The organism is Stenotrophomonas sp. HITSZ_GD, assembly GCF_029543105.1.
Lineage (GTDB): Bacteria > Pseudomonadota > Gammaproteobacteria > Xanthomonadales > Xanthomonadaceae > Stenotrophomonas_A.
In genome coordinates this window covers 44,897-57,442 of the sequence record NZ_JARQXB010000017.1, presented here as the reverse complement: position 1 = coordinate 57,442, position 12,546 = coordinate 44,897, and the positions used below count along the sequence as shown (strand labels likewise).

Below are 12,546 nucleotides of genomic sequence, written 5' to 3'. Positions count from 1 at the left end.
ACATGGATGTCGCCTACGAGCCCCCATGGATGGGTTCACGGCGTGTCCCGAAAGGGCCCAGCCCCCGCAGGCCGTGCGAGATCAATGCAAGCCGATCAACATCGAAGGGCAAACCCCCAAACACCACTCTCAGCCCAAAAAAAAGGCGGCCACCGGCCGCCCCACAAAAAAAACCTCTCACCTCTCCCCAGGCACAGGATGCACCATCCCGCACCGCGGACACGTCCGCCGCTCGATCGACCCATAGAACCGCTCGAACACCCGCGGCAGATCCTCCTCGATGCTCCCGAGCGCGAAGAACTCCTCGTACAGCAGGTGGTTGCACTGGGGGCAATACCACATCAACCCGTCACGCTCGTGCGGCAGGCGCTTTCGTTCCACCACCAGCCCGACCGAGCCTGCCATGCGCCGCGGCGAATGCCGCACCTTCGGCGGCAGCAGGAACATCTCCCCGGCGCGGATCGGGATGTCGCGGACCTGTCCCTCGTCCTGCACCTTGAGCACCATCTCGCCTTCGAGCTGGTAGAACCACTCCGGCCCCTCGTCGTAGTGGAAATCGGTGCGCACGTTCGGCCCGCCCACCACCATCACGATGAAGTCCCCGTCGTAGATGCACTTGTTGCCGACCGGCGGCTTGAGCAGGTCGCGATGGGCCTCGACCCAGGCCTGCAGGTTGAGCGGCGCGGGCAGCATCGGGTCTCAGCGCTCCTGCCGGTCGACCTGGATCTTCGCCAGCGCCGCCGCGTAGCGCGCGTCGAGCTGCTCGTTCGCGCTCACGTCCAGGCCCAGGTCGTGCACCAGGCCATCGCGCAGGCTGTAGACCCAACCGTGCACGGTCAGTTCCTGCCCGCGATTCCATGCGTCCTGCACCACCGTCGTGCGCACCACGTGCACCACCTGCTCCAGCACGTTGAGCTCGCACAGGCGCGCATGCTGCAGCGGCAGCGTGGATACATCGTGCAGGCAGCGCTCGTGCTTGTCGGCCACGTCGGTGACATGGCGGATCCAGTTGTCCACCAGGCCCAGGCGCGCCTGCGTCAGGCTCGCCAGCACGCCGCCACAGCCGTAGTGGCCCACCACCAGGATGTGGCGCACCTTGAGCACGTCCACCGCGAACTGGATCGTGGACAGGCAGTTGAGGTCGGTGTGCACCACCACGTTGGCCACGTTGCGGTGGACGAAGACCTCGCCCGGCGCCATGTCGATGATCTGGTTGGCCGGTACGCGCGAATCCGAACACCCGATCCACAGGTAATCCGGGTTCTGCTGCTTGGAAAGCCGGGCGAAGAATTCCGGGTCTTCCTCGTTGATGCGGTCGGACCAGGCGCGGTTCTTTTCGAGTAGATCGGTGAGCGAGTTCATGTCGGTCATTATCCTTCAGCCCCCTGTACAGTCGCTGCCGTACGGTCGCGCATCAGCGCGGCCGTCGCACGCGTTTGGTCGGTGTCCTGGCGCTCGAGCGCGGCGATCACCGCCGCCACGTTCGCCGCCGGGTGATTCTGGCTCAGCTTGAATTTCATCTCGATGCGCTCGGCCACGAAGCGGAAGCCGACGATGCCGCGCAGCTGCGAACGCTCGCGCGGGTCCGCCGGGTCGAAGCGCCAGTCACCGCCGGCGCGCGCCTCGAAGTGCCGGCTGAGCCGGTCCACCAGGTCGGCCAGCGCCTCCTCGTCGTGGAAGGGTTCCAGCCGGCCGTGCAGGTGGGCGGTGGCGTAGTTCCAGGTCGGCACGCGCGCGGCCTGCGCCTTGTCCGGATACCACGAGGCCGAGACGTAGGCGTGCGGTCCCTGCACGATCACCAGCGCCGGCCCGCCAGACGCCTGCGGGTTCGGCCGCGCCCAGTGGCCTTCCAGGACCACCGCTTCGCCATCGCGCCGGTAGAGCACCGGCAGGTGGCTTGCTTCCGGCACGCCCTCGGCGAGCGTGACCACGGTGACGAAAGGATCGTGGGCGATGAGCCCGTCCAGCGCGGCCAGGTCGGTTTCGACGAAGGCGCGCGGGGTGTACATCAGGCGCGTCCGCCCAGGTGCTGGGTCATGCGCGGGATGAGTTCGTCGCCCTCGCCACGCGGTGGCTGCACTTCGGAAAGCGAGAAGCCGCGCGCGAGCGCATCCTCCTCGTCGAGGCCGTCGAAGGCCACGAACTCGGCATCGAACAGCGCCGCGCGGGCGCTGTCCTCGCTGTCGTAGGCGAGCGTGTTGCCGTCGCTGTCGAGGACCTCGGCCGTGCCGGCCTCCTTCACCCGCAAGCGGGCCCACACCAGCAATCGGCCCAGGCTGGCCAGCCACCATTGTTCGTACGTGTATTCGTCGTTCATTGGATTACCGTGGAAAGCAGGCCGAGCAGGGCCGCCATGCCCAGCCCGATCAGGAGAGTGAGCAACGCCAGCCAGGCCGGCGTCGCCAGCCCGGAGAGCGCGCGGTCGCCGGTGTCGCGATAGCGGCGCACCAGCAGCCATTGCAGCGCGGCCGGCTTGAGGAAGGCACCGGGCCCCAGCGCCGCCGCAAGCGCCTGGTGGCGATCGCGCAGGTGTACCAGGGTCAATGGCCAGAAGATCACGAAGGCGCAGAAGCCGGCCACCGCGACACCGAAAAAGCACAAGGCGAAGAACAGGGTCATCCGTGCAGGGCTCCCATCAGGCGCGGGGCGAGCGCGCCGACGACCAGCGCGCCAATCGCCCACCACAGTGGCCGCAGCGCATACGCCACCGCGGCGCGTGCCTCGGCACCATGCCACCATTCCGGGCCGGCACCCTGGCTCGATACCCGGCGCTGCAGCCCCACGGCCCGCACGATGCAGAAGGCCGCCGCCACGACGGCCACGCCGTACAGCGCCAGCTGCACCGTGAGCGCCCACTGCAGCGGCGTCACCTCAGAACTCCGCGCTGCCCGGCGCGCGCGGGTAGGGGATCGCGTCGCGGATGTTGCCCAGCCCGCACACGTAGACCACCAGGCGCTCGAAGCCCAGGCCGAAGCCGGCGTGCGGCACGGTGCCGTAGCGGCGGAAATCGCGGTACCAGCCGTAGTGCTCGGCATCCAGGCCGAACTGCGCCATGCGCGCGTCGAGCACGTCCAGGCGCTCCTCGCGCTGGCTGCCACCGATGATCTCGCCGATGCCCGGCGCCAGCACGTCCATCGCCGCGACGGTCTTGCCGTCCTCGTTCAGGCGCATGTAGAACGCCTTGATGTGCTCGGGGTAGTTGGTCACCACCACCGGGCGGCCGACGTGTTCCTCGGTGAGCCAGCGCTCGTGTTCGGTCTGCAAATCCAGGCCCCATTCGACCGGGAAGTCGAACTTCTTGCCGGACTGCTGCAGCAGGCGGATCGCATCGGTGTACTCGATGCGCTCGAACGGCGCGTTGATGAACGCCTCCAGCTTGCTGACCGCGTTCTTGTCCACACGCTCGGCGATGAAGGCCATGTCGTCCCCGCGCTCGTCCAGCACCGCACGGAACAGGTACTTGAGGAACTCCTCGGCCAGGCGTGCATCCTCGGCCAGGTCGGCGAAGGCGATCTCCGGCTCGATCATCCAGAACTCGGCCAGGTGCCGGGTGGTGTTGGAGTTCTCCGCGCGGAAGGTCGGGCCAAACGTGTACACCTTGCTCAGCGCCAGGCAATAGGCCTCCACGTTGAGCTGGCCGGAGACGGTCAGGAAGGTCTCCTTGCCGAAGAAGTCGCGGCTGAAGTCCACCTCGCCGGCGGCGTTGCGCGGCAGGTTGGCCATGTCCAACGTGGAGACGCGGAACATCTGCCCGGCGCCCTCGGCATCGGACGTGGTGATGATCGGCGTGCTGATCCAGTTGAAGCCGTTCTCGTGGAAGAAGCGGTGCACCGCCTGCGCCAGGCAGTTGCGGATGCGGGTGACCGCGCCGAACAAGTTGGTGCGCGGGCGCAGGTGGGCGACCTCGCGCAGGAACTCCGGGGTCATCGGCTTGGGCTGGATCGGGTAGGTCAGCGGGTCCTCGACCCAGCCGACGATCTCGATCGCGCTGGCCTGGATCTCGAACGACTGCCCCTTGCCCTGCGACTTCACCAGCGTGCCGGTGGCGATGAGCGAGCAGCCGGGGGTCAGGCGCTTGATGTCCTCGAAATTGGCCAGCGCATCGGTCGCCACGACCTGGATCGGGGCGAAACAGGAGCCATCGGTGACATTGACGAAGGCCAGGTTCGCAGACCCGCGCACCGTGCGCACCCAGCCCCGTACCGTCGCCTCGCCGCCTTCCGGGATCTTCCCGGCAAGCGCATGTTCAACGCTGACCACCGTCATGATGTTTCTTCCTCGCCGCAGCGAACTGTCCAATGAGCCGGGAAGTGTAAATGCGGCAAGGCCCAGTGGCGAGGCGAGGGCGGGTGGCATGCGCTTGCGATGCGGGCCCGCGGACCCCATTGAAGCGGAGCCGGGCGAAAGACGCAGTGTCATGCCGCCGGCGCTGCCCGGGTCTTCCGCCGGGCCTATAATCGACCCGCATTCCCGGAGCCTTCCCCCATGGCAGTCAGCCTCACCCCCATCGCCCTGGAGCGCGTGCAGCGCTTCGTGCAGCAGACCCCCGGCGCGCTCGGCCTGCGTTTCGGCGTGACCCGCACCGGCTGCTCGGGCTGGGGCCACATCACCGAGCTGGCCCGCGACCAGCGCGAGGGCGACGCCGTGTTCGAGCAGGAAGGCGTGCGGATCTACGTGGACGCCGACAGCCTGCCGCTGGTGGACGGCACCCGGATCGACTTCGGCAAGCACGGGCTGAGCGAGACCTTCACGTTCTCCAACCCCAATGCGACGGCCGAATGCGGCTGCGGGGAAAGCTTCACCACCGAAGCCGACAAGGCCTGACCGCGGGCAGCCCCGGTAGGCGCGGTCCAGCCGCGACCGTAGCCCACCCGGGCCCACGCCCGTTTCGTGAGGCGCGGACCCCCGCCCGCGCCAGGGGCCGCCTGCGCGCGCCGGGCGCCGCTGGCCGGCCGCCGCCACCGTTGCGCCTAAGTCCCTGAACTGCCATAATTTCCTGCTTCCTGCCCGGTTCCGGGCGGGAACCCTTGCCCCACTGGCGTCCGCCGGGGGGCTGTCCGGCCCTCCGGGGCCACATCCGAAAGGCAGAAAAACATGAGTCGTCATTACGAAGTCGTGTTCCTGGTCCATCCGGACCAGAGCGAACAGGTTCCCGCCATGATCGAGCGCTACAAGTCGCTCGTGGAGAATGGCAACGGCAAGATCCACCGCCTGGAAGACTGGGGCCGCCGCCAGCTGGCGTACCCGATCCAGAACCTGGTGAAGGCCCACTACGTGCTGATCAACATCGAGGCCGACCAGGCCGTGCTGAACGAGCTGGTCGAGAGCTTCCGCTTCAACGACGCGGTGCTGCGCAACCTGGTCATCAAGCGCGATGGCCCGGATACCGAGCAGTCGCTGATCATGAAGAGCAAGGACGAGAAGGGCGACAAGCCCGAGCGTGGCGAGCGTCGTCGTCGTGACGACGATGAGAACGAGGGCGGCAACAACGCCTCGAACGACAACGACGGCGACAACGCCGAAGCCGCCTAAGGAGCACTGACATGTCCAAGTTCTTCCGTCGTCGCAAGTTCTGCAAGTTCACCGCCGAGGGCGTCAAGGAGATCGACTACAAGGATCTCAACACCCTGCGCCAGTACCTGACCGAGAACGGCAAGATCGTGCCGAGCCGCGTCACCGGCACCAAGTCGAAGTACCAGCGCCAGCTGGCCACGGCCGTCAAGCGCGCCCGTTTCCTGGCGCTGATCCCGTACACCGACAACCACGACGTCTAAGCACGTCGCGCGCGCGCCGCGCCCGGCCTTCGCGCCGGCCGCGGCTCGCACGTCCTCCCGTCCTATTCGGACAGCCCCCGTTGCGGCGGCCCATGCCCTCGCTAACGAATAACGGAGCAATACCATGCAACTGATCCTCCTGCAGAAAGTGACCAACCTGGGCAACCTGGGCGACAAGGTCACCGTCAAGCCGGGCTACGGCCGCAACTTCCTGGTCCCGCAGGGCAAGGCCGTGCCGGCGACCGAGGCCAACCTGGCCGCGTTCGAGGCCAAGCGCGCCGAGTACGAAGCCAAGGCCAAGGGCCAGCTGGACGAAGCGCAGAGCCGCGCCGCCAAGTTCGAAGGCGCCAGCGCGACCGTGTCGGCCCACGCTTCGACCGAAGGCAAGCTGTACGGCTCGGTCGGCCCGCGCGACATCGCCGAGGCCTTCACCGCCGCTGGCCTGCCGCTGGAAAAGAGCGAAGTGATCCTGGGCGAAGGCTCGTTCCGCAACATCGGCGAGTACGACGTCCTGCTGCACCTGCACGCCGACGTCGAAGTGACCGTCAAGGTCATCGTCGAATCCGACGCTGCCTGATCCCGGCACCGCCGTGATCCTGCAACGGGCGCCCCAGGGCGCCCGTTGTTTTTTCCGGGCCCGCCCGCGCGAACGTGCTGCCGCGCCGGCTTTCCGCCGGCCGCGGCGCGCCCGCTATACTCAAGACCTGCTGCCACGCCCGCCTGCCCGGACCCGAACCAGATCAAGGGCTTGGGCGCGGAAATCCCCGTAAAACCTGCTGGCGACGCCCCGCGGCGCCCGGAACCCGACGCCACATGCGCCTTTCCACCATCAAGCTGTCCGGCTTCAAGTCCTTCGTCGACCCGACCACGCTGCACCTGCCGACCAACATGACCGGCGTCGTCGGTCCGAACGGCTGCGGCAAGTCGAACATCATCGACGCGGTGCGCTGGGTGATGGGCGAAAGCTCGGCCAGCCGCCTGCGCGGCGACTCGCTCACCGACGTCATCTTCTCCGGTTCCTCGGCGCGCAAGCCGGTCTCGCAGGCCACCGTCGAGCTGATCTTCGACAACAGCGACCACGCCATCAGCGGCGAGTACGCCGCGTTCAACGAGATCTCGGTCAAGCGCACCGTGAGCCGCGACGGCTCCAGCGCTTACTACCTCAACGGCACCAAGTGCCGCCGCCGCGACATCACCGACCTGTTCCTGGGCACCGGCCTGGGCCCGCGCAGCTACTCGATCATCGAGCAGGGCATGATCAGCCAGATCATCGAGGCGCGCCCGGAAGACCTGCGCGTCTACCTGGAAGAGGCCGCCGGCATCTCCAAGTACAAGGAGCGCCGCAAGGAGACCGAAACGCGCATCCGCCACACGCGCGAGAACCTGGACCGCCTCAACGACCTGCGCGAGGAGATCACCAAGCAGCTCGAGCATCTCAAGCGCCAGGCGCGGCAGGCCGAGCAGTACCAGGCGCTGCAGGAAGAGCGCCGGGTCAAGGATGCCGAGTGGAAGGCGCTGGAATACCGGGGCCTGGACGGCCGCGTGCAGGGGCTGCGCGAGGCGCTCTCGCGCGAGGAAACCAAGCTACAGCAGTTGATCTCCGAACAGCGCGAGGCCGAGTCGCGCATCGAGACCGGCCGCGTGCGGCGCGAGGAGGCCGCCGAGTCGCTCGCCAAGGCGCAGGCGGACGTCTACCAGGTGGGCAGCACGCTGGCGCGCATCGAGCAGCAAATCCACCACCAGCGCGAACTCTCCCAGCGCCTGCACAAGGCGCGCGACGAGGCGCAGAGCCAGCTGCAGGAGCTCACCCAGCACATCACCGGCGACGCGGCCAGGCTGGCCGTGCTGCGCGAAGCGGTGGAAGCGGCCGAGCCGCAGCTGGAACAGCTGCGCGAGGAAAACGAATTCAAGCAGGAAGCCCTGCGCGAGGCCGAGGCCAGGCTGGCCGACTGGCAGCAGCGCTGGGAGCACCACACCCGCGACACCGGCGAAGCCTCGCGTGCCGGCGAAGTGGAGCGCACCCGCGTCGATTATCTCGACCGCCAGGCGCTGGAAGCCGACCGCCGCCGCGAAGCGCTGGTGAGCGAGCGCGCCGGGCTGGACCTGGACGCGCTGTCGGACGCGTTCGAACAGGCCCAGCTGCAGCACGAGACCCAGAAGGCCGCGTTGGACGGCCTCAACGAGCAGGTCGAGACGCGCAAGCAAGCCGTGGCCGCGCTGCAGGAGCAGCAGCGCGGGAGCCAGGCCGAACTCGCCGAGGTGCGCAAGCAGGCACAGGCCGCGCGTGGCCGGCTGTCCTCGCTGGAGACCTTGCAGCAGGCCGCGCTCGGCCAGGAGCAGGGCGCCGCGGTGGCGTGGCTGAAGTCGCGCGGGCTGGACAGCGCCGCGCGCGTGGGCGAGCGCATCAGCGTGGAAGCGGGCTGGGAGAACGCGGTCGAAAGCGCGCTGGGCCAGCTGATCGAGGGCGTGCTGGTCGACGACCCGGCCGCGCTGGTCGACGCGTTGGGTGAACTGGGCGATGGCCGTATCGCGCTCGTGGCCGATGCCGAGGGCGCGGGCGACTTCGCCCCGACCTCGCTGGCGGCGAAAGTGCGCGGCCCGTTGGCGATCCGTCGCCTGCTCGCGCGCCTGCATGGGGCCGACGACCTGGCCGCCGCGCGCCAGCTGCAACGCCAGCTCGGCGACCAGGATTCGGTGATCACCCGCCAGGGCGAACGCCTGGGCGAGGGTTGGGTGCGCGTGTCGCGCTCGGGCGCGGCCAAGCAGGGCGCGCTGCTGCGCGAGCGCGAGATCCAGGAACTGCGCGCGCAGATCGAGACGCTGGGCGAGCGCGAGGCCGAACTCGACCACCGCCTGGCCAGTTTCCGCGACCAGCTGCTGGCCGCCGAGCAGCAACGCGAGGACGCGCAGCGCCAGCTGTACATGGCGCATCGCAGCGTTTCGGAGTTGGCCGGCCAGTTGCAGAGCCAGCAGGGCAAGGTGGACACCGCGCGCCTGCGCATCGAGCGCATCGAAACCGAGCTGGCGCAGCTCATCGAAACCTTGGACAGCAGCCGCGAGCAGGCGCGCGAGGCGCGCGCCAAGCTCGAGGACGCGGTCGGCCGCATGGGCGACCTGGAAGCCACCCGGCAGGCGCTGGAAGGCGAGCGCCGCCAGCTCACCGAAGCGCGCGACCTGGCCCGCGACGCCGCGCGCAGCGTGCGCGATGCCTCGCATGCGCTCGCATTGACGCTGGAATCGCAGCGCACGCAGATGACGTCCCTCAGCCAGACTTTGGAGCGCATGGGCAACCAGCGCGGCCAGCTGGACACGCGCCTGGAGGAGCTGATTGCCCAGCTCAGCGACGGCGACTCGCCCGTCGAGACGCTGGAGCAGGAGCACCAGGCCGCGCTGAGCGAGCGCGTGCGCACCGAGCGCGTGCTGGCCGAGGCGCGCACGCAGCTGGACAGCATCGACCACGAACTGCGTGGCCTGGAACAGACCCGCCACCAGCGCGACGAACAGGCGCTGGCGCAGCGCGAGCGTATTTCCCAGCGCAAGCTCGACCAGCAGGCGCTGGTGCTGAGCGCCGAGCAGCTCTCGGCCGCCGTGGCGAAGGCCGGCTTCGTGCTGGAGGACGTCATCAATACCCTGCCGGAAGACGCCCGCGTCGCGGACTGGGAGCAGGCCGTGCAGCAGATCGACGGGCGCATGCGCCGGCTGGAGCCGGTCAACCTGGCGGCGATCCACGAGTACGGCGAAGCCGCCCAGCGTGCCGAGTACCTGGAAGCGCAGAACGTGGACCTGACCACCGCGCTGGAAACCCTGGAAGACGCGATCCGCAAGATCGATCGCGAGACCCGCGGCCGCTTCAAGGACACCTTCGACCGCGTCAACGCCGGCGTGCAGGCGCTGTACCCGCGCCTGTTCGGCGGCGGCCACGCCTACCTGGAACTGACCGGCGAGGACCTGCTCGATACCGGCGTGGCGATCATGGCGCGCCCGCCGGGCAAGCGCGTGTCGAGCATCTCGCTGCTGTCCGGCGGCGAGAAGGCGATGACCGCCGTGGCGCTGGTATTCGCCATCTTCCAGCTCAACCCGGCTCCGTTCTGCCTGCTGGACGAGGTCGACGCCCCGCTGGACGAGGCCAACGTCGGCCGCCTGGCGAACATGGTCAAGGAAATGAGCGAGAAGGTGCAGTTCCTGTTCGTCAGCCACAACAAGGCGACGATGGAGGCCGCGCACCAGCTCTCCGGCGTGACCATGCGCGAGCCGGGCGTGAGCCGCCTGGTCAGCGTGGACCTGGAGGAAGCCGCGCGCCTGGCCGGTGCGGCCTGATGCCGCGGTTGCGCCGCAACATGGACGCCGCGCCCGCGCAGGGTTTCAATTTCGCCGTTTAGCTGACAGGCTTATGCGAATCCCTTTCAAGACCCATTGCCGGAGACGCTGATGTCCGACATGGCCATGATGCGAATTGGCATCCTGATCGTTGGTGTGCTGCTGGTGGCGGCGATTTTCCTGTTCGGCCGGCCAAAGAAGGCGCCGCAAGGGCGCCGCGTGGACAGCGAGCCGGCCCCGCAGCCGGGCGCGCGCGAACGCCGCGAACCGGTGCTGGGCGATGACGCCCCGGGCGCCGAAACGGGCGACTACAGCGGCGAGGCCGTATCGCAGCCCGAACTCGGGCTGGGCGCGGCCGACGCCGCGGCGAGCGAACTGGGCAAGCGCCCCTCGCAGGATTTCGACAAGATCGTTTCGCTGTTCGTCGCCGCCAAGGCCGGCCAGGTACTGCGTGGCGAGGACATCGTGGTGGCGGCCGAGAAGACCGGCCTGACCTTCGGGCACATGAACGTCTTCCACCGCCTGGTGGAAGGGCACCCGGAACGCGGCCCGATCTTCAGCATGGCCAGCATCCTCAAGCCGGGCAGCTTCGACATGGCGAACATCCGCGCCATGGAGACGCCTGCCATCGCCTTCTTCCTGACCCTGCCGGCGCCGATGACCGCGCTGGACGCCTGGGAAAAGATGCTGCCTACCGTGCAGCGCATGGCCGAACTGCTCGAAGGCGTGGTGCTGGACGACAGCCGCAACGCCCTTGGCCGCCAGCGCATCGCGCATATCCGCGACGAATTGCGCGCCTACGACCGCCAGCACCAGGCCCCGCCGTTGACGAAGGCGCCTCGCTGGTAGCGAGGGCCTTCGTCAACGGCGGCGCAGCTGATCCCGCTTTGCGGGATCAGCTGCCCAAAGTTTGCAAAGCAAACTTCGGGGCCCCGCGCTTCCCTTGCCTATCCCCCGCGGCTTCGCCGCGCCCCCCTTAACAAAGGGGGGCTCTCCTCCAGAGGCAAAATTGAAGAAAAGCCGTGGCCATGCCACGGCTTTTCAGCGTGCTGCGATCCGCTTTCACTCACCGGTCGAGGCAATCCGTGGGGCGTGCGGGGGCGAAGCGCGCTCGGGGGCGTCTGGCGACATGGATGTCGCCTGACGAGCCCCGCATGGATGCAGTTTTTGGCGTCCCCCGAGCGCGCTTCGCCCCCGCACGCCGCGCGACGCCAACCGAACAGCCGAACAACCGAACAGCCGAACAACAAATTACCCGCCACCCTTCAAAACGGAAGCAAACGCAGCCCGAAACCGCTGCATCTCCGCCTCCGTCCCCACCGTCACCCGCACCCGCTGCGGCCAGATCGGCCAACTACGCCCGACCACCACGTCCTGCGCCGCCATCGCCTGCGCGAATGCCTGGCCGTCGGCCCGGATATCGACCATGAAGCAATTCGACTCGCTCGGAATGCACGCATAGCCCTGCGCCTGCAGCCAATCGACCGTCTGCTGGCGAATCCGCGCATTGGCCGCGCGCCGCGTCGGCACCAGCCCACCGTCGCGCAGGCTCGCCTCGGCCGCCAGCAGCGCCGGCACCGGCAGCGGGTTCTCGCCGATCTGGTCCAGCCGCCCCAGCAACCCCGGCGACGCCACGGCCGCCCCCAGCCGCAATCCCGCCATGCCGTAGAGCTTGGAGAACGTCCGCAGCACGACCAGGTCATCGCGCGTCGCCGCCAGGTCCACCACCGAGGGTTGCTCGCTGTAGTGGATGTAGGCCTCGTCCACCAGCACCACCGCGTCGGCCGGCTTGTGCGCCAGCAACCACTCGATGCGCGCGCGCGGCGTCACCGAGCCGGTCGGGTTGTTGGGATTGCAGACGTAGATCAGCCCCGCCCGCGGGTCCACCGCCGCCATCGCCTCCACGTCATGGCTGAAATCCGTCGCCAACGGCACCTTGCGCACCGGTGCCCCATGCGCCGCGGCGACCTCGGCCACCGCCTCGAAGGTCGGATCCGGCACCACCACCGCGGCCTGCGGCGAGGTAAATACATGCCCGGCGCGGTTGAGCGGATCGCTCGATCCCGGATACAGCCGCAGCCGCTCCGCCGGCACGCCCAGCTGCGTGGCCATCAGGTCGCGCAGTTGTCCGGCCAGTTCGAAGCGATACCGCCCGGTGCTGGCCAGGCCGCGAGACATCGCCTGCAACGCTGCCGGCGACGGCCCCAGCGGGCACTCGTTGAAGTTGAGATAGACCTTGTGGTCCACCGCCACGGCATTGGCCGGGGCGGCGGCCAGCGCCACGGGCGCCGCGCCCAGCGAGGACGCGGCCAGGCCGGCACCGGCCAGCTGCAGGAACGAACGACGGGACACGGAAGCGGACACGGCACGGCTCCAGGCGGGGACAGCGCACGCTAGCGGGGCAGGGCCCGCCACCACAAGAGCCCCCGCCTCATGCCACCTTCGCCGCGCCCTC

Annotated in this window: 14 protein-coding genes; 6 read left to right on the top strand and 8 right to left on the bottom strand. The window is 68.7% G+C overall.

The features are described 5' to 3' along the window. Positions 1-177: 177 nt before the first annotated feature. Genes P6166_RS14915 through asnS form a run of 7 tightly spaced genes read right to left on the bottom strand, consistent with a single transcriptional unit; the run spans position 178 to position 4,266 of the window. Positions 178-693: a 3-hydroxyanthranilate 3,4-dioxygenase gene (locus P6166_RS14915; protein WP_277765232.1), complete on the bottom strand. Its 516-nt coding sequence runs from the start codon at positions 691-693 to the stop codon at positions 178-180. Between the two features lie 6 nt (positions 694-699). After that, positions 700-1,362 (bottom strand): carbonate dehydratase, encoded by a 663-nt coding sequence (gene can, locus P6166_RS14910; protein ID WP_277765231.1) that lies wholly within the window; start codon positions 1,360-1,362, stop codon positions 700-702. An 8-nt stretch (positions 1,363-1,370) separates the two neighbouring features. Next, positions 1,371-2,009: an FMN-binding negative transcriptional regulator gene (locus P6166_RS14905; RefSeq protein ID WP_277765230.1), complete on the bottom strand. Its 639-nt coding sequence runs from the start codon at positions 2,007-2,009 to the stop codon at positions 1,371-1,373. Continuing rightward, entirely contained in the window at positions 2,009-2,317 is a 309-nt protein-coding gene (locus P6166_RS14900; protein ID WP_277765229.1) for a hypothetical protein, read from the bottom strand. Before P6166_RS14900 ends, P6166_RS14905 begins: the two co-directional genes overlap by 1 nt. Then, positions 2,314-2,619 carry a hypothetical protein gene (locus P6166_RS14895; protein ID WP_277765228.1) on the bottom strand — a complete coding sequence of 102 codons (306 nt, stop codon included), beginning with the start codon at positions 2,617-2,619 and terminating at the stop codon, positions 2,314-2,316. Before P6166_RS14895 ends, P6166_RS14900 begins: the two co-directional genes overlap by 4 nt. Continuing rightward, positions 2,616-2,870 (bottom strand): hypothetical protein, encoded by a 255-nt coding sequence (locus P6166_RS14890; RefSeq protein WP_277765227.1) that lies wholly within the window; start codon positions 2,868-2,870, stop codon positions 2,616-2,618. Before P6166_RS14890 ends, P6166_RS14895 begins: the two co-directional genes overlap by 4 nt. Before the next feature lies 1 nt (position 2,871). Beyond that, positions 2,872-4,266 carry an asparagine--tRNA ligase gene (gene asnS, locus P6166_RS14885; RefSeq protein WP_277765226.1) on the bottom strand — a complete coding sequence of 465 codons (1,395 nt, stop codon included), beginning with the start codon at positions 4,264-4,266 and terminating at the stop codon, positions 2,872-2,874. 219 nt (positions 4,267-4,485) lie between these two features. Here asnS and P6166_RS14880 point away from each other — a divergent pair, with 219 nt between their 5' ends. From P6166_RS14880 to zipA, 6 genes are all read left to right on the top strand, one after another. Next, positions 4,486-4,824, top strand: coding sequence for an iron-sulfur cluster assembly accessory protein (locus tag P6166_RS14880; protein ID WP_277765225.1), 339 nt, complete (start codon positions 4,486-4,488; stop codon positions 4,822-4,824). A 270-nt stretch (positions 4,825-5,094) separates the two neighbouring features. Continuing rightward, positions 5,095-5,532, top strand: a complete 438-nt coding sequence (rpsF, locus tag P6166_RS14875) for a 30S ribosomal protein S6 (protein WP_057642987.1) — start codon at positions 5,095-5,097, stop codon at positions 5,530-5,532. Positions 5,533-5,543: 11 nt separating this feature from the next. Beyond that, positions 5,544-5,774 (top strand): 30S ribosomal protein S18, encoded by a 231-nt coding sequence (rpsR, locus tag P6166_RS14870; protein ID WP_002804494.1) that lies wholly within the window; start codon positions 5,544-5,546, stop codon positions 5,772-5,774. 124 nt (positions 5,775-5,898) lie between these two features. After that, the gene (gene rplI / locus P6166_RS14865; protein ID WP_277765224.1) at positions 5,899-6,351 is read left to right on the top strand and encodes a 50S ribosomal protein L9; all 453 of its coding nucleotides are present in this window, start codon (positions 5,899-5,901) and stop codon (positions 6,349-6,351) included. Between the two features lie 236 nt (positions 6,352-6,587). Continuing rightward, the gene (smc, locus tag P6166_RS14860; RefSeq protein WP_277765223.1) at positions 6,588-10,091 is read left to right on the top strand and encodes a chromosome segregation protein SMC; all 3,504 of its coding nucleotides are present in this window, start codon (positions 6,588-6,590) and stop codon (positions 10,089-10,091) included. A 111-nt stretch (positions 10,092-10,202) separates the two neighbouring features. Next, positions 10,203-10,940 carry a cell division protein ZipA gene (gene zipA / locus P6166_RS14855; protein ID WP_277765222.1) on the top strand — a complete coding sequence of 246 codons (738 nt, stop codon included), beginning with the start codon at positions 10,203-10,205 and terminating at the stop codon, positions 10,938-10,940. A gap of 402 nt (positions 10,941-11,342) precedes the next feature. Here zipA and P6166_RS14850 read toward each other — a convergent pair whose 3' ends face one another. After that, the gene (locus tag P6166_RS14850) at positions 11,343-12,455 is read right to left on the bottom strand and encodes a pyridoxal phosphate-dependent aminotransferase (protein WP_277765221.1); all 1,113 of its coding nucleotides are present in this window, start codon (positions 12,453-12,455) and stop codon (positions 11,343-11,345) included. Between the last annotated feature and the right edge of the window lie 91 nt (positions 12,456-12,546).

What these genes read in the sequence shown, in the direction of transcription:
- P6166_RS14915 (WP_277765232.1), bottom strand. Translation starts at nt 693, where the DNA reads ATGCTGCCCGCGCCGCTCAACCTGCAGGCCTGGGTCGAGGCCCATCGC.
- can (WP_277765231.1), bottom strand. Translation starts at nt 1,362, where the DNA reads ATGAACTCGCTCACCGATCTACTCGAAAAGAACCGCGCCTGGTCCGAC.
- P6166_RS14905 (WP_277765230.1), bottom strand. Translation starts at nt 2,009, where the DNA reads ATGTACACCCCGCGCGCCTTCGTCGAAACCGACCTGGCCGCGCTGGAC.
- P6166_RS14900 (WP_277765229.1), bottom strand. Translation starts at nt 2,317, where the DNA reads ATGAACGACGAATACACGTACGAACAATGGTGGCTGGCCAGCCTGGGC.
- P6166_RS14895 (WP_277765228.1), bottom strand. Translation starts at nt 2,619, where the DNA reads ATGACCCTGTTCTTCGCCTTGTGCTTTTTCGGTGTCGCGGTGGCCGGC.
- asnS (WP_277765226.1), bottom strand. Translation starts at nt 4,266, where the DNA reads ATGACGGTGGTCAGCGTTGAACATGCGCTTGCCGGGAAGATCCCGGAA.
- P6166_RS14880 (WP_277765225.1), top strand. Translation starts at nt 4,486, where the DNA reads ATGGCAGTCAGCCTCACCCCCATCGCCCTGGAGCGCGTGCAGCGCTTC.
- rpsF (WP_057642987.1), top strand. Translation starts at nt 5,095, where the DNA reads ATGAGTCGTCATTACGAAGTCGTGTTCCTGGTCCATCCGGACCAGAGC.
- rpsR (WP_002804494.1), top strand. Translation starts at nt 5,544, where the DNA reads ATGTCCAAGTTCTTCCGTCGTCGCAAGTTCTGCAAGTTCACCGCCGAG.
- rplI (WP_277765224.1), top strand. Translation starts at nt 5,899, where the DNA reads ATGCAACTGATCCTCCTGCAGAAAGTGACCAACCTGGGCAACCTGGGC.
- smc (WP_277765223.1), top strand. Translation starts at nt 6,588, where the DNA reads ATGCGCCTTTCCACCATCAAGCTGTCCGGCTTCAAGTCCTTCGTCGAC.
- zipA (WP_277765222.1), top strand. Translation starts at nt 10,203, where the DNA reads ATGTCCGACATGGCCATGATGCGAATTGGCATCCTGATCGTTGGTGTG.